General features: G+C 71.3%; 8 protein-coding genes. 2 read left to right on the forward strand and 6 right to left on the reverse strand.

Annotated elements, in window-relative coordinates:
- Positions 1 to 53 precede the first annotated feature (53 nt).
- Both HUA75_RS06990 and HUA75_RS06995 read right to left on the reverse strand, forming a co-directional pair.
- Positions 54 to 3,368 (reverse strand): PAS domain-containing protein, encoded by a 3,315-nt coding sequence (locus HUA75_RS06990; protein ID WP_174485864.1) that lies wholly within the window; start codon positions 3,366 to 3,368, stop codon positions 54 to 56.
- A 105-nt stretch (positions 3,369 to 3,473) separates the two neighbouring features.
- Positions 3,474 to 4,469, reverse strand: a complete 996-nt coding sequence (locus HUA75_RS06995; RefSeq protein WP_174463774.1) for a hypothetical protein — start codon at positions 4,467 to 4,469, stop codon at positions 3,474 to 3,476.
- A gap of 206 nt (positions 4,470 to 4,675) precedes the next feature.
- On the opposite strand from HUA75_RS06995, the gene HUA75_RS07000 reads away from it, so the two are divergent.
- On the forward strand, positions 4,676 to 6,214 hold the full coding sequence (locus tag HUA75_RS07000; protein ID WP_254627375.1) for a M28 family peptidase: 1,539 nt from the start codon (positions 4,676 to 4,678) through the stop codon (positions 6,212 to 6,214).
- A gap of 15 nt (positions 6,215 to 6,229) precedes the next feature.
- On the opposite strand, the gene HUA75_RS47690 is transcribed toward HUA75_RS07000, so the two are convergent.
- Entirely contained in the window at positions 6,230 to 9,235 is a 3,006-nt protein-coding gene (locus tag HUA75_RS47690; RefSeq protein WP_174485866.1) for a tetratricopeptide repeat protein, read from the reverse strand.
- Positions 9,236 to 9,640: 405 nt separating this feature from the next.
- Here HUA75_RS47690 and HUA75_RS07010 point away from each other — a divergent pair, with 405 nt between their 5' ends.
- The gene (locus tag HUA75_RS07010; protein WP_174485867.1) at positions 9,641 to 10,591 is read left to right on the forward strand and encodes a D-2-hydroxyacid dehydrogenase family protein; all 951 of its coding nucleotides are present in this window, start codon (positions 9,641 to 9,643) and stop codon (positions 10,589 to 10,591) included.
- A gap of 1 nt (position 10,592) precedes the next feature.
- On the opposite strand, the gene HUA75_RS07015 is transcribed toward HUA75_RS07010, so the two are convergent.
- Genes HUA75_RS07015 through HUA75_RS07025 form a run of 3 tightly spaced genes read right to left on the reverse strand, consistent with a single transcriptional unit; the run spans position 10,593 to position 19,703 of the window.
- Positions 10,593 to 12,896 carry an AAA family ATPase gene (locus tag HUA75_RS07015; RefSeq protein WP_174485868.1) on the reverse strand — a complete coding sequence of 768 codons (2,304 nt, stop codon included), beginning with the start codon at positions 12,894 to 12,896 and terminating at the stop codon, positions 10,593 to 10,595.
- Position 12,897: 1 nt separating this feature from the next.
- On the reverse strand, positions 12,898 to 16,287 hold the full coding sequence (locus HUA75_RS07020) for an AAA family ATPase (protein WP_174485869.1): 3,390 nt from the start codon (positions 16,285 to 16,287) through the stop codon (positions 12,898 to 12,900).
- 2 nt (positions 16,288 to 16,289) lie between these two features.
- Positions 16,290 to 19,703 (reverse strand): AAA family ATPase, encoded by a 3,414-nt coding sequence (locus tag HUA75_RS07025; RefSeq protein ID WP_174485870.1) that lies wholly within the window; start codon positions 19,701 to 19,703, stop codon positions 16,290 to 16,292.
- Between the last annotated feature and the right edge of the window lie 172 nt (positions 19,704 to 19,875).

Genomic DNA, 19,875 nt, shown 5'->3' on the forward strand with positions numbered 1-19,875 from the left:
GGCCTCTCGCGATAGGGCGTGCGGATACCCTCTCGGCGCCGGAGCGCCACCCATCAATGAATGGACGGCGGCGAGGACGGCTCCGGCCCCGTGAGCGGCAATTCGACGACGAACGTGGCGCCATGCCCGCGCTGGCTCTCCGCGCGGATGGTGCCCTGGTGGGCCTCGACGATGCGACGACTGATGAAGAGCCCCAGTCCCAGCCCGCCATAGTTTCGCGCCGACACGGCGCGTCCGAATTTCTCGAAGATGCGGCTCAGGTCCTCGGGAGCGATGCCGATGCCTTCGTCCCCCACGGTGAGTCGCCCGCGTCCCTCGCGCTCCTCCACCCGGATTCGCACGGGCCTGCCGGACCCATACTTGATGGCATTGGACACGAGCCCCCGCACCACCTGCTCCAGCCTGCGCGCGTCCCACCGGCCCATCACCGGCACGGGCGCCTGGACGTCGAGCGCGCAGTCCGCCTGTGCCGCCTGCGCCCGAAGCTGCTCCGCCACTTCTCGAGCGACGGCCGACAGGTCCACGCGGCCCAGCTCCAGGGGCAGCGGCGCGCCCGTGAGCTGGGTGACGTCCAGCAAGTCGTTGATGAGCGCGGCGAGCTTGCGCACCTGGAGCGAGGTGCTCTCCGAGGCCCGCAGCACGCTCTCTCGTAGGTGCTCCTCGGACGTGGACGTCGCGGCCTCGCGCGCGAGCCCCTGGAGCTTGATTTGAAGCGGCGTGAGCGGCGTCTTGAGCTCGTGGGAGGCCACGGTGAGGAACTCGTCGCGCAGCCGCACCGCTTCTTGGAGTCGCACCTCGATATCCTTCAGCTGCGTCACGTCCTGGAGCGCCAGGACAATCGTCGCCGGATGCCCGTACATGGAGGGCAACTGCTCTGAATCCACCAGGAACTCCCGCGGAATCCCCGGGCCCAGCTGCCACGTCAGCGGTGTCCGTCGCAGGGTCTCCCCCCGCGCGGCCCGCGCACCCGGAGTCTGTTCATTGGGGATGACCCCGCCCTTGGGGTCGAGGACGCGGTAGACGGTGTCGTAGCGCTGCACGGGGACACCCAACGGGAACTGGCCTCCGGTGAGGTTGCGGGCCGCCTGATTGGCGAAGAGCACCTTGCCGGTGTGGGGCTCCATCAACAGCAGGGCGATGGGGCTGAGGTCCAGCACCGACTCCATCCACTTCTGCTGACTGTCCAGGTGCGCGGCCAGCTCCTCGGCCTGATGCCGGGCACGGACCTGCTCCGTCACGTCCAGCGCGAAGGACATCACCGAGTCCACCTGCCCGCTCGTGTCCCGCAGGGGCTGGTAGGTGATGTTGAAGTAGCGCTGCTCCAGGCCCGTGCCGCGGAAGTTCAGCAGCAGCGGCGTCTCCGTGAGCCGCAACTGCAGGCCTGTCTCGTAGACCTTCTCCAGCGTCTGGGAATACTCCCGGCCCTTCTCGCTCCTCTCCGCGAGCTCACGCAGCGACTGCCCCACCAGCTCCGCGTCATTCGACATCCCCTTGAAGATGGGATTGACGAGGGTGAAGACCTGCTCGTGTCCGGAGATGATGGCGATGGAGGCCGGCGCGCTCATCAGGATGTCGTAGAGCCGCGCGCGCTGGTTCTCCACCTCGGCCTCCGTGCGCTTGCGGTCGGTGATGTCGTTGACCAGGACGACACATCCCTGGATGCGACCCTGGGCGTCCGCGCTCGGCACATAGGTCGACTGGACGTGGAGTGTCCGGCCGTCGCGCAGCGCGAGCGCCGTCTCGTACGTGACATGCTCGCCCGCCAGGGCCTTGCGCACCCAGTCCTTGAAGAGGGGATAGAGCGTCTCTCCTCCCACCTCTCGAATCGTCCGTCCCACCACGTCACTGGGGCGCAGGCCGAACCAGGTCTCGAAGGCGCGGTTGCAGAAGAGGTAGCGCTCGCCCTGGTCCAGGTAGGCCACCAGGGCGGGGAGCGCGTCGGTGATGGTGCGCAGTTGGTGCTCCCGTTGCCTCGCCTGCTCCCGGCTCTGCTCCAGCGCCTCCTTCGCCAGGGCCTGCTCCGTCATGTCCCGCTGCGTCCCCCACACCCGCACGAGCCATCCGTCCACGACGACGCCGAAGAGATTGGCCAGGCGCACCCGCATGACGCCGTCCCGGTCCGGCAGCCGCGTCTCCAGGTCCTGCACGCGGAAGCCGCCGCGGACGAAGCCGCGGATGGAGGCACCCTGGGTGTCCCCGACGCGGGTGACGAGCTGACGCAGGGTGCAGCCCACCATGGCGCGAGCCGATTCGAAGCCGCTCATGCGCGCCATGACCTCGTTGGTCTCCGCGATGCGCCCCGTGCTGGCCATGGCCTCGACGAGCGCGTCCTCCGTCATGCGCGTGTCGAGCGGCGGCTCCATCTCCAGGCGCCAGATGCCCTCCGTGCTCTGGGCGACGAAGGTCCGGTAGCGCTCGTCGCTCGCCGCGAGCGCCAGGGTTGTCTGGCGCAGCTCCTGCTCCGCCTGCTTTCGCTCGCTGACGTCCTCCGCGGTGGACATCCACTCGCGCACCAGGCCGTCCTCGTCGAACACCGGCACGCCCCGGACGATGACGTCGCGCCAGGTGCCGTCGTGGAACTGAAGCCGCAGCTCACCCCGGTAGGGCTCCCGGGTCTCCAGCGCGCGGACCCACTCCTTCATGAAGCGGCCACGGTCCCCGGGGTGGATGGCGTCGAGCCAGCCGAGTCCCAGGTGCGCGCCCAGGGCCTGGCCGGTGAAGGCCATCCAACGGGGCGCGGGCTCGTTCAGCGCGCCCCGGCCATCGGTGGTCCAGACCGTCTGCGCGGTGGCCTCCACGAGCGAGCGATAGCGCTGCTCGTTCATCCGGATGGCCTGATTCGCCCGCTTCTGCTCGGTCGTCTCCACCACGGTGATGCCCACGCCTTGCAGCGCGCCGCCCGCGTCCCGCACCGGGAAGTAGTTGATGACGAAGTTGCGGGGGACTCCGGCCTCCTTGGCCGTGCTCCCGACAATCTCCAGATTTCGCACCGGCAGCCCGTGCTCGATGACCTGCCGGTAGTGTGGCTCGATGGTGGGCCACAGGTCGGGGACGACGTCGCGAACCTTGCGGCCCAGATGGGCCTCGCGTGGCAGGCCGTTCATCTCCGCCAGCGCGTCGTTGATGTGGATGAAGCGCAGCTCCAGGTCCACGAAGGCCAGGCCCACGGGGGCGCCGGCGACCATCGTCTCGAGGAAGAAGCGCGACTGCTCCGGGGAGACGCCCTCGATGCTCTCCTTCTCCGTCTCGCTGGCGCCTGGTCCCCGCACGGTGCCCCCGGCCGTTTCACCCTGGACGAGCTGGCAGGGTGACGGTGCCTGCTCGCTGTCCCGGGAGCACGACACCTCCACCGGAAGCTGTGCATCCACGGCGGCTCGGGGGAGCTACAAGCTCACCAGGAAGCGAGCTGGCCGCCGCCTGGAGACGCGCGGGAGGCGGAGGGCTGGCGCTCGACGGGCCGCCAGCCCGGGCCCTCAGATTTCGTGGGCCGTCTGCTCGTACACGAGGACCTTGTACGACTGGGGGAAGAGGATGACGTAGAGGCTGCGCCAGTTGTCCCCGTTGGGGCCCGTGGAGAACGTGCGGTAGTAGCGCTTCACCTGCACCGTCTCCACGCCGTTGCCGTACGTCTCCAGCATGACGGGCAGCAACGGCCGGAACTGCGAGTACATGGCGTCGTTCAACTCCGGCAGGCTCAGCACGAGCGGCGCCGGGTCGCTCCGATAGCCGATGTAGCGGCCCTGGGCGAGCACGGCCGCGGCGGCCTGCGTGAGCGTGGCCTCGCCCGAGTACGGCCACTGGTAGTCGAGCCGACGCAGGTACGACGTCGCGTCCTCGCGCACCTGATTGGCGGTGTCGAGCGTGTACTGGAGGCGCTCGGTGAGCGGATTCTCCACGTACGTGAGCACGGCTCCCGCGGGCGCCGGCTGCGGGTTGGGCAGGCACGTGCCGCCCACACACGCCGCCTGGAGGCGGAACTGCTTGTCCACTCCGTTCACGAAGCCCACCACCACCAGGTACTCGCCCGTCTTCGGCACCGTCACCAGCCCCACCTTGCTCAACGTGCCGTAGCCGGAGTCGTCATCCTGCGCGTGCAGCGTGGCGCCATGGCTGCCGCTCGCGTCCTTGGGGCCATAGAGGAACAGGCCGGTGTCCAGGTACATGGAGCTGCCCAGGTGTGTCACCTCCAACGCGAGCTGCGCGCCCGCGTTCGCCTGGAGCGTGTAGCCGAAGTACCCCGGCAAGGTGCTCGGGTAGCCCGCCACCGCGCCGCCGATGGACAGGGGACCCTTGAGGGTGGTGCTGTCCGCGATGTTTCCGCTGGCGGGAAGCGTCGGCGCGGAGATGAGCGCCTGCGTTCCTTCCTCCAGCGTCCCGTCTTCCAGCGCGGCCTCGGGCGCGCCACCACAGGCGCCCAGGAAGGCCACCGGCAACATCCACAGCCAGGCTTGCTTCAGGTTTCCACGCATCGTCTCGGCCCCGTGTCAGTGAGGACGGAGGCGCGGGTTTCGCTCTCCGGCGACCGCCCTGGGTGTTCGGGCCCGTCTGCCATTCCTCAACCTGAAACTCAAGCAACCGAATTGAAACTTCATCTGCGCTTGTAGTCCGATGTGCCGAGAAGACCTTGGCACCTCGCGCCTTGAATGAAACCCATGAGGCTGGGAATGCTGGCGCCATGTTCCCATCCCGCATGTCCTGGCGCTGGAGCGCCGCGCTGTTGTCGCTGGTCCTCGTTTCATCCGCGCGAGGGGAGGCCCAGGAGGCCGCCGCGCCCGGGGGGCGGGAGCGCGAGGTGATGTTGCTGACGGGGGCCCTCTTGGGCCCGACGCCGATGGTGGAGGACCTGCGCTCGCTGGTGGACGAGGTAGGGGGGCGGGCCACGGGCTCGGAGTCCAACCGTCGCTCGGTGGCGTGGGCGCTGGAGCGCTTCCGCGCGGCGGGCGTCCCCGCGACGAGTGAGCCCTTCCGCATGCCGGCGCTGTGGCTGGAGCAGTCGGCGAGCGCGACGGTGCAAGGGCAGGGCGTGCGCTTCGCGCCCCGGGTGGCCGCGATGCCCTTCTCCACGGCGACGCCGAAGGGAGGCCTCGCCGCGCCGCTGCTGGACGTCGGACGCGGCGCGGAGGCGGACTTCACGCGCGTGGGTACGAAGGTGAAGGGTGCGTTCGTGCTGGTGGAGACGGAGGAGCTGCGGGACGTGGAGGGCCTCTTCCGCGAGTACGAGGAGGCGGTGGGAATCGAGGCGCGCGCGGTGGGCGCTGGCGCGGCGGGCGTCGTCTACATGGGCAGCCGTCCGGGCAATCAGCTCTACCGGCACAACGTGTCGACGGGCGCGAAGAACACCCGACCGATGATGGTGATGGAGCGCGACGGAGCCCGGCGCGCGCAGCGGCTGCTGCGGGCTGGCATCGCGCTCACGATGAAGGCCGCGCTGGAGCTGAAGACGGGCGGGCCCTACGATGCGCACAACGTCATCGGTGAGATTCGAGGCGCCACGCGGCCGGAGGAGGTCGTCGTGCTGGGCGCGCACCTGGACAGCTGGGACCTGGGCGGAGGCGCGCTCGACAACGGCGCCAACGTGGCGATGCTCATCGACCTGGCGCGGCAGCTGCGGCGGCTGGGACTGAAGCCCGCGCGCACCATCCGCTTCGCCCTGTGGAACGGCGAGGAGCAGGGCATGCACGGCTCGGCCGGGTACGTGCGCTCGCACGCGGCGGAGCTGGATGGACATGCCATGGCGCTGTCGGTGGACATCGGCTGTGGCCGCATCAACGGCTTCTTCACCAATGGCCGCCCTCCGCTGGTGCCGCTGGTGGACAAGGCGCTCCTCCCGGTGGCGGGCCTGGGTCCCTTCACTCAGGTGGATGTGCCGGTGGTGGGCACCGACAACCTGGACTTCATGCTGAGCGGCGTGGCCAACCTCATCGCCAACCAGGAGTCCGCCACGTATGGGCCGAACTACCATGCGCGCTCGGACGAGTTCGAGCAGTGCGACGCACGCACGCTGCGCGCCAATGCCGCGGTGGTGGGCGCGCTGGCGTGGGGCTTCGCCACCATGGAGGAGCGGCTCCCCCGGCAGGGACGCGCGGAGGTGGAGGCGCTCATGAAGGCCACCGACCTGACCGAGCAGATGAAGTCCTTCAACCTCTGGGATGAGTGGGAGGCGGGGAGCCGAGGCCGTCCCGCCGAGCGTCAGGTGTCACCCACGCCGCGCTGAGCGGGGCCTCAGGCTTCAGCGGACCTTGTGCGCCGCGAGCCACGCGTCGATGAGAGGGAGCGTCTTCTCCGAGGGGTCGTCCGTCATGGCCATGATTCGCGCCTCGGCAACGAGGCGCAGGGCCCGTGGGCGGTCCTTGCCGGACTCCCACAGGGCCTGGGCGAGCAGGAACTTCACCTCGGTGCGCTGGCCGACCTCCGGCCGCGCCTTGTCCCAGCCGGCGACGGCCCGCTCCAGGGGCACGAGCGCCTCCGTGGGCCGTTTCAGCTTGAGGAAGGCGGTGCCCAAATCTCTCAGGCTGAGGGTCCACTGTCCGGAGCTGTCATCCGGTTGCAGGAGCATGATGTCCGCGGCCCGCTGGCAGTAGTGCGCCATGTCCGCGTAGCGCTCCTTGAGGGACATGATCTTCCCGACCAGGCGCAGCGGGCTCACCAGCGACGGGTCCATCAGTCCGCGCGACTTGTCGCGCAGGGCGATGGTCCGCAGGAAGTGCTCCAGGGAGAGGTCGAAGTGGCCCTTCTGGAAGAAGAGGACGCCCAGATTGGCGTGGATGACGGAGGCGCCGTAGCTCTCCGGCCCGTCCGTCTTCGCGACGATGGTGAGGGCGCGCTCGTAGAAAGGGAGGGCCTCGTCCATGCGCGATTGGACGACGAGCGTCGAGGCCAGGTCGTTGAGCGCGTCGTAGACGCGAGGGTGGTCCGGGCCGAGCGTCCGCTCGAAGACGCCGAGCGCCTCGCGGGCGACCACCTCCGCCAGCTTCAGCTCCTCCTGGTCCCTGAGCACGGGGACCACGGCCAGTCGCACCCGGGCGACCTCCGGGTGCTCGGGGCCCAGGGCCTGCCGGGTGATGGTGGCGGCGCGCTCCAGGTGGGCCCGGGCCTCGGCGAGGCGGGGGTGGACCCACTGCGTGGAGCCCAGCTCCAGGAGCACGTCCGCCACTTCCAGGCTGTCCGGCCCGAAGGTGCTCTCCGCGAACAGCAGGGCCTGCTCCTGCAACGCCACGGCCTCCTCGAAGCGCCGCTGCTTGCGCAGGACGGTGCCGGAGTAGGTGAGGAGGTGGACGCGGGTCAGCTCGTTTCCACCGCCCAGCCGTTCGATGGCGGCCGCGGCGCGGTCCTTCCAGCGCGAGGCCAGCTCGTACTCGTCCAGGCCGATGCAGGACACGCGCACCAGCAGCGTCCACGCGCGCGCGGCCACGGCGTCCTGACGCGTGGCCTCCGCCGCGTTCAGTGCCTCGAAGAGCGCGGCCTCCGCGCCACGCCAGTCTCCGGCGCCCTCGCGCAGCTCGCCGAGCAGCAGGGAGATTTCGGCGCCGTCGTGACGGTTCGCCGCCCGCTTCGCCGCCACGGCCGTCGGCTCCACCAGCGTGACGCCTTCCGCGTAGCGACCGGTGGCCAGGAGCGCTCGGCCTCGTGCGAGCGTCGCGCGCAGCGCCTCGTGGCGCTCGCGTGCTTCAGGTCCCTCGGGCAGGGTGGCCCCGCCGGGTGCCAGCGCCTCCGAGCATCCCGACAGGGGGGGCAGGCCCTTCACCGCGCGGTGCGATTCGTCCACCGTCCTGGCGTCCGCCTGGGACAACAGTCGCGTGAGCGCGGAGACATCCGCCAGCCGATTGTCGAGGCAGCGCATGCGCCACGCCATCACCTCTTCGGGCTGCTCGCCCCGGACGCGTGTGGCCTCGCACGCGGTGGTGCGCGTCGTCGTCCAGGCGGCGGTGTACGCGTCCAGCTCCCGGCGCACGCGCTCCCAGGCGGCGGAGGCATAGGGCCGGCCGGTGGCGGTGAACGCGGCCTGGATGGCGGCGGCCTGCTCCGGGCCCCAGATGGTGGTCATCTCCTGCGGGGCGCTCGCGCAGGCCCGCGCTCCACGGGTGTGCACCGCGTGTGTGAGGCCCACCGCGGTGGCGAGGATTGCCACCGCGCTGGCGAACTGGAGGCCTCGCTTCCACCTCGTGGCCGGGTCGTTCTGGAGTGCGTCGAGCAGGGCCTCCAGGTTCGGGAAGCGGTCCTCCGCGCGACGGGCGAGCCCCCGCAGCAACACGCGACGCAGCCACGGAGGAACGCGCGTGCCGTGGGGCGGAGGCCGCACCTGTCCCGAGGACACCTGGGAGGCCAGCTCGGCCAGGGTGGCGCCTTCGAAGGGGCGTGCGCCGTACAGGGCTTCGTGGAGCGCCACGCAGAAGGAGAACTGGTCTCCGGCCGCGCCCGCGCGCGTCTCGCCCAGCAGTTGCTCCGGGGCCATGTAGGCCGGCGTGCCGCCCGTCAGCGAGCGCTCCACGGTCTTGTCACGCAGAGGGTCCGCGCGCGCGGGCAGCGCGCTCTCGCGTGTGGTGGGAGCGCCCAGGCGCGCGAGGCCGAAGTCGGTGACGTGGACATTGTCGTCGCCGCCGACGAGGAGGTTGGCGGGCTTGAAGTCGCCGTGCACCACGCCCGCGGCATGCGCCGCCGCGAGTCCCCGGCCCGCGTCGAGGAAGAGGTCCAGCACCTCTCGCCAGGGGCGGGGCGCGGCCTTCAGCCACTCGCCCAGCGTCTGGGCCTCCACCCGCTCCATGGCCAGGAACACGTGCTGGCCGAAGGTGCCCACGTCATAGACGGCCACCACGTTCGGGTGGGAGACGCGGGCCATGGCCTGCGCCTCGCGCAGCAGGTGGGCGCGCTCCTTCTCCATGTCGAGCCCCAGGGCGCCGGTGCGCAGCAGCTTGAGGGCGACGCGGCGGTCCAGCTCCGGGTCATAGGCGCCGTACACGACGCCCATGGCTCCCGCGCCCAGCAGCTCCAGGACGAGGTAGCGGCCCACCGCCGTGCCTTTCTCCAGCGGCGAGTCCTCGCGGCGGGGAGACAGGGGCATGGGCTCGGTGGGCGTCGCGCTGGTGATGAGGTCCGGAGACTGCGCGCGCAGTCCCTCGGCCACGAGCGTCCGACACGAGGCGCACGTGTCGAGGTGGGCATCCACCTCGGCGCTCTCCGTGGGCGACAGCTCACCCAGGAGCAACTTCATGAAGACGGTCTCATCGACGCAGCGCATGAAGGGTGTCCCCTCCCACGGGAGGGTTCCTGTACCGGGGTGGGAAGTGGGCGCGAGCGACGATAGCAGAGAGTCCCCGCGCGACAGGGGCGAGGGTGCCACGTGGCGGCTTCGTCACGGTGGCGCGAGGCTTCGCGCGGGACTCGTGCGGTGCGGCGTCGAGGGGGGCAGGCGGGCGCGGGCCGCAAGGCGCGGGCGCTGGGCGGAGCCTGAGCGCCGCAGGGGACGAGCCACGTTCGAGGCCTCGGTCTTCATGCCGACGGAGGGAGGCGTCGCATGCGCGTGCGGCCCCGTCTGGAAGCCGTGGTTGCGCGGTATGCCACGGTCTCCGCTCCGACAATGGGGGGAGGTCTCGCGTGAGTCCTCCGTCGTGTCATGGCAGTGTGATGGCGAGGAGGGATGCACGTGAAAGTCGCGGTCCTCGATGACTATCTGGAGGTCGCACGCTCTTCGACGGACTGGTCCCGACTTCCCGCTGGGGCCGAGCCGCGCTTCTTCCGCGAGCCCCTCGCGGGAGAGGACGCCGTGGCGGAGGCGCTCCAGGAGTTCGACGTCATCGTCGCGATGCGCGAGCGCACGACGTTCCCCTCGTCGCTCATCACACGGCTCCCCCGGCTTCGCCTGCTGGTGACGACGGGAATGCGCAACGCGGCCATCGACGTCGAGGCCTGCCGACGTCAGGGCATCACCGTGTGTGGCACGGGCGCGGTGGGCGCACCCGCCGCCGAGCTGACGTGGGCGCTGATTCTCGCGCTGCTCAAGCGTATCCCGGACGAAGCCTCATCGCTGCGTGCGGGGGGATGGCAGACGGGGCTGACGGAGACGGTGTCCGGCAAGCGCCTGGGCGTCGTGGGGCTCGGCAAGTTGGGGACACAGGTGGCGCGCGTGGGGCTCGCCTTCGGGATGGAGGTCGTGGCGTGGAGTCCCGGCCTGACGGCCGAGCGCGCGGAGGCGGCTGGAGCGCGCCTCGTCGACAAGGCCACGCTCTTCGCCTCGTCGGATGTCGTCACGCTGCACCTGGTGCTGGGCGAGCGGACGCAGGGCGTGGTGGGCCCGACGGAACTGGGGGCGATGAAGCGCTCGGCCTACCTCGTCAACACCTCTCGCGCGGGGCTCGTGGACGAGCAGTCCCTGGTGTCGGCCCTGCGCGAAGGGCGCATCGCCGGTGCGGGGCTGGATGTCTTCTCCGTCGAGCCGCTGCCGCGCGAGCACCCGTTGAGGTCCCTTCCCAACACGGTGCTCACGCCGCATCTCGGCTACGTCACGCGGGAGAATTACGCTGTCTATTACCGCGACGCCGTGGAGGACATCCTGGCCTGGAGCCAGGGCAGTCCCATGAGGCTGCTCGGCGCGTGAGTCATGCCCGAGCCGCCAGCTCCAACTGGCCCTGGGCGCCCACGCGCAGAGTCACCTGTCGGTGCGGAGTGCCCGCATGCGTCGCGAGCCACTGCGCCAGCGGGACGATGGCGTGCTGCTCCACCGCGCGCTTCAGCGGACGCGCACCGTAGCGCGCGTCGAAGCCGGCCTTCGCGAGGAAGTCCACCACGTCCTCGCCAAAGCTCACCTTCACCCCACGCCGCGCGAGTCCCTCGCGGCCCAGCGCCGCTTCCAGGGTACGCCGCGCGAGCGTCCGGATGACGTCCGGCGCGAGGGCGCGGTAGGGGACCACCTGGTCCAACCGGTTGAGCAGCTCCGGACGGAAGAAGGCCGTGGCCGCGCCCAGGTAGTGCGCCTCCATGTCCCGAGGCGTGTCACCACCAAAGCCCAGTGAGCGCGCCGCCGACTCCGCGCCCAGGTTGCTGGTGAGCAGCACCACCGTGTTCCGGAAGCTGACGGTGCGCCCCGTGCCGTCCGTCAGCCGTCCCTCGCCGAGGACCTGGAGCAGCAGGTCATGCACACCCGCGTCCGCCTTCTCCACCTCGTCCAGCAGCACCACGCCGAAGGGCTGCTCGCGCACGCGCCGCGCGAGGCCTCCCTGCTGGCCTCCCACTTCACCCACCAGCCGTCCCGCGCTGCCGGGCGCGGCGTACTCCGCCATGTCGAAGCGGGCCAGCCGGGCGATGTCACCGAAGAGGTACTCCGCCAGCGCCAGCGCCGACTCCGTCTTGCCCACGCCCGTGGGACCCAGGAGCAGGAACGCCCCCAGGGGACGCGAGGGGTCCGCCAGTCCCGTCTTCAGCGTGACGACGAGGTTGCGCAAGAGCAGCGTGGCCTCATCCTGGCCGACGATGCGCTCGCGGAACCGGCGCAGCAACGCATCCGGGTCCAGGCGAATCGAGGAGTCCACCAGCTCCCGCGGGTAGCCCGTACGCGTGCAGAACGCGGAGGTCACCGCGCCCGCGTCCACTTCCGTTCCCGTGGCGGCCTGAGCCGTCGCGGCGCGAAGCAGCGACACCGCGCCACCCGGAGGCGGTCCCTCTCCGAAGCGCTCCGTCAGCTCCGCCGCGCGCTCCAACGACGCGGGCGTGAAGCGCACCTTGCGCGCCTTCGCGACGCGCTGGGATGCCTGCTGCACGGCGGCCCGAGCCTTCTCGGGAGCCAGCGGCTCCACGACGACGTGTCGCAGCGCCTGGAGGAAGGCGCCATGGGTGCGCTCCGCTCGCGCGACGTCCTCCGGCGTGGCCTCCAGCACCAGCGCCACCTCGCCCCCTTCCAGCGCCGGCAGCAGGTGCCGCGCGACGTCCAGGCCCGTGTCACCGCCGCCCAGGGAGAGCAGCTCGGAGAGGCTGTCCAGGTGGAGCACCGCGCGCCGCACCCGCAGCTCGTTGACCATGAGCTGCACGCGCTTCTGCCACTGCCCCAGATAGCGCATGCCGGCCATGATGCGACCGCCCGAGGTACTGAAGACCTCCAGTCCCTGGAGCGCATTCCCGGCCGACGCGGACTCCGCCCGGTGCACCAGCTCATGCACCAGCGACGTCTTGCCCACGGAGGGGGGCCCCACGAGCAGCACGCTGGCGCGCGCTCTCGAGGTGACGGCTTCGGCCAGCAGGCCGACCTCCGTGTCGCGCTCCCAGGCGCGCTCCAGCAGTCCCGCACGGGCCTCCTCGTTGAGGCAGCGACTCGCCTCGGCGAGCCCAGGAGGTGGGGGAGGGCGGCGCACCGGCCCTCGGGGCTCCTCGATGATGCGCGCGCGGGTCGCCTCACGAGACTTCACCGTCACGGAGATGGTTTCGACGGTCTCATCGCCCAGGTAGGCCAGCGAGTGCAGGCGCTCCAGCGGCGCCATGTAGAGCTCGTGGCGGACCAGCTCCTCCACATAGGCCTCCAGGTCCCCGAGGTCCTGCAGCGAGCCCTCCACGTCCACGCGAGGAACCCAGACGTGCACGGCCCCCTTCGCCGCGCCCTTCCGGCCACCGCGCTCCGCCTTCCCTCGTCCACCGCGCGTCACCACCGTGAGCTTGAGCGGCACGGGCAGCAGTCGCCCGTGCTGCACGGCGCGCACGGTGAGGTTCATCTTCTTCGTTCGCAGGTCCGGCCAGTGGGTCTGCGCGTCGCGCAAGTCCCCCCGCTTGAGCAGTCGGCCCAGCACCTCGGCCACATCCAGTCGCGCGGTCGCCAGGTCCGGCGCGAACGAGGCCAGATGCGGGTGCGTCAACACGTGCGCGGCCACCCCCACGCCGGGGTAGTTCCGCACGAACAGATGGAAGTTCTTGTCCATGTCAGTGCCCTCCTCGCGAGGGGTCGCGCAGCACTCGCGCCGCCCAGCCCACGGACTCGGAGGGAGTTCTCCCGCTCCCCAGATGAACGACGTTCTCGGGCTCGCCCTCCATGACGACGCGGCCCTGCGGCGACTCGGGCACAAGGCCCGCGCGACGGGCTTCCCGCTCCGCCAGCTTCACCGCGTCGCGAGTCGCCACCGCCCGGGACACGCTCTTCATCAAGTCTGGCGCGTCCGCCAGCAGCTCCACGCGGACCAGCGCGGGCCGCACGCCCAGATGCACCAGCGCATAGCCCTCCAGCGTCGCGAGCACCTCCGACAGACCGAACGCCGCCATGCTCACCACCTGCCGCCGCACACGCACCCCCGCGGGACGCGCCGAGCCCGGTGCCGCCCAGCTGATGGTGCCGTCCGGCTCCACGTGCTCCTCGTGGACCACCACGCGTCCCAGGCCCTGGGGAAGCCCCTTCACCACGGCGTCCAGCGCGGAGGTCGGCGAGTCCGCGAGCCCTTCCACCAGCAATGCGTGCACCTCCATTCCGCGCGCTCGCGTCGCCAGCTGATGCGCGAGCCACTCCACCTCATCGCGCAGGTTCACCACCTTGGGGCGGCAGCGACGCAGCCGCTCCTCGGGGGACACCGGCATCGGCTCCGGGACGTAGGAGGGCCGAGGCCGCAGCCCGCCCCGTCCCTTGTTGTGCCTCCAGCTGTCCTGGTACCCGTCGCGCTCCAGCTTGCCCACGCGCTCCTCTGTCTCCAGGAAGTCGCGGTCCGCCAGTTCATTCTCCCGGATGTCCAGGGCCTCCGCCGACAGGCGCTCCAGCCGCTCTCCCAGCTCCACGGCCTCGACACCACCGGGCGGTGCCTCTCCGTCCGAGCGCCTCGCCTCCGCCGCCTGGAGTGACTCCAGGCGCGTCGTCACTTCCTCCAGGACGCGCGACACGCCAGGGAGTGTCCAGGTGGTGGGGTCCTGCTCACGGGCCCACGCGGGCTCCCTCATGAGCAGCTCCACAGACAGCCCCATGTCCTCGCCCCGGCGGAACAGCTCCACGCGGGCCAGGTCCTCGCCGCCGCGCCGCACCAGGTGGTGGGCCAGGGGCACGGTGAGGCGTCGCTCCAGCGCGCGCTTCAAGGGACGCGCGCCGTAGCGCGGGTCATATGCCTGCTCCACCAGCAGGTCGAGCAGCGCGGACTCCACCTCCACCAGCACGTTGCCCCGGCGGATGCCTCGCCGCGACAGCAGCGACTCCAGGGCGTGCTCCACGACGACGCGCAGCGCGGCGGGCGTGAGGGAGCGGAAGGGCACCACGCGGTCCAGGCGGTTGAAGAACTCCGGGCGGAAGAAGGCGCGCACCGAGGAGAGGTAGTGCGCCTCCGCGCCTTCCGGAGCGCGGTGGAAGCCCGTGCGGGCGGCGGCCTCGCGCACGCCCAGGTTGGACGTGAGCACCACCACCGCCTGTCGCGCGTCCACGGTGCGCCCCGCGCCGTCCGTCAGCCGGCCTTCCCCGAGGAACTGGAGGAGCGCGTCGAAGATGCGCGGGTGCGCCTTCTCCACCTCGTCGAACAGCACCACGCAGAACGGCTGGGTGCGCAGCGCCGTCGTCAGCTCGCCGTCCGGTGCGCCGGGCAGGCCCAGGAGCCGGGTGATGCTGGAGGCGGAGACGAACTCCGACATGTCGAAGCGGACCATCCGCTCCTCGCTGCCGAAGAGGGTGCGCGCCAGCGCCTTGGCCGTCTCCGTCTTGCCCACGCCGGTGGGGCCCACGAAAAGATAGGTGGCCAGCGGCTTGTCCGGCGGCTGCAGCGAGCGCTGGAGCGTGAGGATGGCATCCACCACGGCGGCGACGGCCTCCGGCTGTCCGGCCACCTGCGCGGCCAGCTCGCGCTCCAGCACATCCCGGGACTTCGGAGGCGCGCTCCCCAGCACGAAGTCCGGCAGGCCCGTCTGCGCGCGCATCGCGGCGGTGACGTCCTCCTCCGTGAAGCGGCGCACGTTCTGGTCCACCGTGCCGGGCCTCGCGAGCACCCGACGCAAGAGCCGCACCGCCTTGCCCGGGAAGGCCTCGTGCGCGACGAAGCGCTGCTGGAGGTCCAGCAGGGTCTCCAGCGCGAGTGGGGACAGCCGCACCGCGGGCCCGCCTTCGCCCGAGCCCTCCAACTCCCGCAGTGTCCCCAGCAGGGCTGGCAACGTCGTGCGGGGCTCCAACGCGGGCACGTGCACCACGCGGAACAGCGAGGCGAGCGTGGGGGCCTCCTCGCGCACCCGCTCGAAGCGCTCGGGCGTGGACTCCGCGAGCACGGTCAATTCGCCGCGCGCCATGTGGGGTTCCAGGAACTGCGCGACGTTGGTGCGCTCGCTGGAGGTGCGCCCCGCGTAGACGAGCGAGGCCAGGTCGTCCACGTAGAGCAGGTCACCCACCTCCACCAGCTCCTTCACCACGCCGCGCGCGCGGGCCTCCCACTGGCCCACGTACATCATCCCCGCGATGAACTGATTGCCATCCACGCGCCACACGTCGCGGCGCTGTCCCGCGGCGTCCTGGCGCGCGGTGAGCCGGCGCACCACCTCGTGCACCAGCGCCGTCTTGCCGGAGCCCGGCGGTCCTACCAGGACGATGGCCGCGCCCTCCCGGCCCTCCAGCGCGTCCACCACTTCGCGCACCAGCGCCTCGCGGCCGTAGCAGTGCTCCAGCCCGTCATCTCTCGCGGAGTGGCTCAGGTTTCGCGCCACCTCCCGCAGCTCGGTGAGCGTGAGGCGGCGGCGGTTGCGGCGCGCCTCGCGCTGCTCGGGCGTCTCCGGCGGAGTGGCCGTCCCCTTCGAGTCCTTTCCAGTCGTCCGGCGGCGCCGGGGCGGCTTGGGCGGCTTGGGCGGCGTCCGGGGGAGGATGGTGGGGGCATAGGCATCCACCTCCAGCAACTCCAGCCGCTCGCGGCCCTGCGCCCAGAAGCCCTCCAGATTCGTCAGCCCATGCTCCAGACACCACGCGCCCAGCCTGCGTCCGAGCGCGAGGGGCAGGGACTCCGCGTTGGGAATCGCGAAGCGGGCCTCCGCGAGCCGCGTGGGTGTCACCACCCAGAAGTCATCGCGAGGCCACTTCTCCAGCAGCACGGCCATGCGTCCCTTGAGCACGACGCGCAGGCCCTTCTCGCGATCTCTCGCCTCGGTGTCGACCTTCACGTGCTTGAGCGACAGGTGGGGTGGCAACTGATAGCTGGCCACCCGCGAGGGGTGGTCCTTCTCGAAGCGCTCCATGACGGCGAGCGCCAGGTCATCCTTCAGCGACGACAGGCTGGGGCCCACGCGGTGAATCCTGGGCCAGAAGGCGGGGACCCACGCCTCGACGAGACGGCCGCCCAGGGGCGCGACGACCAGGGGGAGCTTGAGTTCCATGGTCAGTCCTCCTCTGCTTCGCCGAACACGCGCCAGTTCATCCAGGGCTCCAACAAGGCATCCAACTCCAGGCCGCCGCCGCCGTAGCGCAAGCGGGTTCCGGTGCGCATGTCCTCCACCGAGCCGCCCGAGGTGTCCGTCGAGCCCGGCCGGATTCGCCGGGCCTCGGTCTTCGGCAGCAGCGTCTCGAGCTTCGACCAGTCCGGCAGCACGTCCCGGCTGCGAGGGTGGGGGGTGAAGAGCACGCGCACCAGCGACGCCTGACTGCCCTCCACGAAGCGGTGTACGCCGTGCTCGGCGGAGAGCAGCAACGGGCGCGTCTCGCCGGAGATCTGCAGGGCGTACGCGAGGGGCGTGGGCTTGAGCTCCAGCAGCTCATCCACCTTGGGGTAGCCCCAGTCCGGCGGAGGCGGATGGCGTGGTGGCTTCTCCCCGTCCGGTGGCTTGGGCGTCCAGAGCAGCGCGCGCTGGAAGCCCAGGGAGTAGCGGTTGCACCAGCGCTCATAGGCCTTCGCCAGGAAGCACAGCTGCGGCCATGCACCACGGCCGGGCACCAGTATCAGGGTGGAGCCCCGCGAGTACTGGTAGAGGCTGGCGTACAGCCGCTCCCGCAGGGGATGGAACGTCGAGCGCAGCGTGGAGACGTCGCGCGCGAGCGACTCCGCCTGCCCCACCGCGCGCGACAGGTGCGCCTCGAAGAGCAGGTCCTCGATGGCCTCCGTCTGCTGCGAGCATTCGCGGAAGGCCTTGTCCAACTCGCGCGCGTCTCCGGACTTCCTCGCGGACTCCTCCGCCAGCGCGCGCTCCTCCCAGTACGAGGCCTGTCGGGACACCTTGTCGAAGACCGCCAGCTCCCGCCGCAGCGCGAGCATGGGCGGCGAGCGGCTCCAGCGCTGCACCTCCGCGCGCAGCGTGGCGGCGTCCTCCAGCACCTGCTCGATGGCCTGCCGTCCCACGCCCTCCGCCGCGCCACCCACGGCCTCCGCGCGCAGCGTGAGCCCGTCGCCGCCGGCCTCCGCGTGCAGGCGCACCGGCCCCGTCTTCGGATGCGCCGCGAGCCACGCCGCCACCGGCACCACCAGCTCCCGCTCCAGCGCGCGCTTCAGGGGCCGTGCGCCATAACGCGGGTCGAAGCCGCGCGCCGACAACCAGTCCAGCGCCGACTCGGAGACGACGAGGCTGGCGTCATGGCGCGACAGGCCGGAGCGCTGGCGGATGGCGTCCACCTCGCGCACCACCAGCCGGCGCAGCAGCTCCTCGGAGAGCGGCGAGAAGACGACGGTGTCGTCCAGGCGGTTGAACAGCTCCGGGCGGAAGAAGCGCTGCACCTCCGCCAGGTAGTGCGTGCGCAGCGCGGCGACGTCGGGCGCGCCGCCCAGCGAGTCGAAGCCCACGCGCGCGCGCCACGTGTCCGCGCCCAGGTTGCTGGTGAGCACGAGGACGGCGTTGCGGAAGTCGGTGAAGCGGCCCGACGCGTCGGTGAGGCGCCCCTCGCCCAGCACGCCCAGGAGCGCGTCGTGGACGGCGGGGTGGGCCTTCTCGATTTCATCCAGCAGCACCACGCAGAAGGGCTGGCGGCGCACGGCGGCGGAGAGGTAGCCCGGCGTCGCGCCGTCGCCCAGCAGGCGCAGCAGCGCGTCCGGCCCCGCGTACTCGCCCATGTCCAGGCGCACCATGCGCTCGCGCGAGCCGAAGAGCAGCTCCGCCAGGGCCTTGGACAGCTCCGTCTTGCCCACGCCGGTGGGGCCCACGAAGAGCAGCACGCCCAGGGGCCTGCGCGTGTCCGCGAGCCCCGCCTTGAGCACGGACACCACGGAGGAGACGCGCTCCACCGCCGCCTGCTGCCCCAACACTCGCGTGGTGAGGAACTCGCGGACCTGGGCGGGCTCCAGCGGCATGTCGTCGCGCAAGAGCGCCTCGGGGATGCCGGACTCGGAGGCGAACTGGCGCACGGCGTCCAGCCGGATGACCCGAGGCTGGGCCGCGTGGGCGCACGTGGCGATCAACCGGCGGAGGAAGGCCACCGCGTTGCCCACCTGCGCGCCATACGGCAGGAAGCGCCGACACAGGAAGCGACTCTCCTCCAGCGCCTCGGGCAGCACCTCCAGGGGCGTGGCGCTCGGAGTGTCCTGGGCCACGCGCGCCAGGATGTTGGCGAGTGCCTCCGGTGTCGGCTCCTCCACCCGGACGACGGAGAAGAGGCGGGCGAAGCTGGCGTTGCGCCGCTCCACCTGGGCCCAGGCCTCGGGGGTGGCCTCGGCCACCACGGATACCTCGCGGGTGACGAGCAGCGGCAACAGGAGCTGGGCCACGTTCTGGTCGCTGTGCGCGCTCTTGCCCGCGTCGAGCAGGTCGATGGCGTGTCCCAGCGAGAGGATGGCGCGGGAATCGTTCGCCTCGCGGAAGGACTTGAGCACCTGCTGCTGCCAGTCACCCCACATGCCCTCGCCCGCGATGAGGCGACTGCCGTCGACGAAGAAGAAGGGCCGGGCCTTCTCGGCGGGAGTGGCGGTGGAGGACTGGAGCGCCTCGGCGACCGCATGGAGGACCGCGGACTTGCCCACGCCCGAGGGGCCCACCAGCACCACGGCCTCCGCGTCCTTCGCCGCCAGCCGGGCTCGCAGCAGCGTCACCAGGGCGTCCTGCTCATAGGCGGGGTCGAGCTGCCCCTCCGTCGCCAGCCGATGCCAGGGCACCGCGATGCGGTCCAGCGTGGGCGTGGGCGGTGGCTTCTCTGGCTTCGCCCCCGGCTCCCGACGACGGGAGCGCTTGCGGGGTTCCCACGTGTCCTCGTCGAGCGCGTCCTCGTCGTCCCCATCGATGCTCACCGACAGGCCCGACTCCCGGGGCTCCTCGGGCTCCGCGTCCGGTGGCCGGGGCGGCGGGCGGATATCCAGGTGGAGCTGACGAGGCGTGAGGGCCGACAGGCGCGTCGGCGTGGCCTCCACCTCTACGTCCAGCAGGGCCTCTCCACCATCCGCGCGCAGGGCCAGGAGTCGCGCGTCGGGGAGTCCTTCCAACTGTTCACGCAATCGCTCGGCGGCATCCTCGGGCACCTTCTTGCCCTGGAACCACAGGTGCGTCTCCAGCCGCGGCGCGTGCAGCCCGAGATAGGATTGATGCGTGGGCGCGACAGCGGCGGCGAAGGTGAGGGGCGCGAGGGTGTTCTCCTCGTTTCCCCAGACAGGAATCGCGTCCAGCTCCAGCGTGTGCAGCGTGCCCCCGGTCGCGGCGATGAACTCCGGCACGCGACGCGGATGGATGCGGGTGAGCTGGTCATCCAGCGCGAGCGCCAGCTCCTCGGTGGCCTTCTCCACGGTGTCCGCGTGCACCGCGAGATGAGGCAGGGACAGGGGGGTGAGCGTCACTCGACCGCTGGCGTGACGCTGCACCCAGCATTGGAAGCGAAAGTTCATGGAGTGTGCTCAGGCTAACATGGGGCGGCGCAGGGACGATGTGACCTCTGGGGGACTGACGCGGCCGGTCGCGCATGATGGCCTCCGCGTGCTGGACAGGCCGTGAGGTTCGGCGGGAGTCTGTCGTCATCGAGAGGTGCGAGTGATGGAAGACGCGTGTCCTCTGTTGGTC

This window comes from Myxococcus sp. CA040A, assembly GCF_013336725.1.
Classification (GTDB): Bacteria; Myxococcota; Myxococcia; order Myxococcales; family Myxococcaceae; genus Myxococcus; species Myxococcus llanfairpwllgwyngyllgogerychwyrndrobwllllantysiliogogogochensis.

What these genes read in the sequence shown, in the direction of transcription:
- HUA75_RS06995 (WP_174463774.1), bottom strand. Translation starts at nt 4,469, where the DNA reads ATGCGTGGAAACCTGAAGCAAGCCTGGCTGTGGATGTTGCCGGTGGCC.
- HUA75_RS47690 (WP_174485866.1), bottom strand. Translation starts at nt 9,235, where the DNA reads ATGCGCTGCGTCGATGAGACCGTCTTCATGAAGTTGCTCCTGGGTGAG.
- HUA75_RS07015 (WP_174485868.1), bottom strand. Translation starts at nt 12,896, where the DNA reads ATGGACAAGAACTTCCATCTGTTCGTGCGGAACTACCCCGGCGTGGGG.
- HUA75_RS07025 (WP_174485870.1), bottom strand. Translation starts at nt 19,703, where the DNA reads ATGAACTTTCGCTTCCAATGCTGGGTGCAGCGTCACGCCAGCGGTCGA.
- HUA75_RS07020 (WP_174485869.1), bottom strand. Translation starts at nt 16,287, where the DNA reads ATGGAACTCAAGCTCCCCCTGGTCGTCGCGCCCCTGGGCGGCCGTCTC.
- HUA75_RS07000 (WP_254627375.1), top strand. Translation starts at nt 4,676, where the DNA reads ATGTTCCCATCCCGCATGTCCTGGCGCTGGAGCGCCGCGCTGTTGTCG.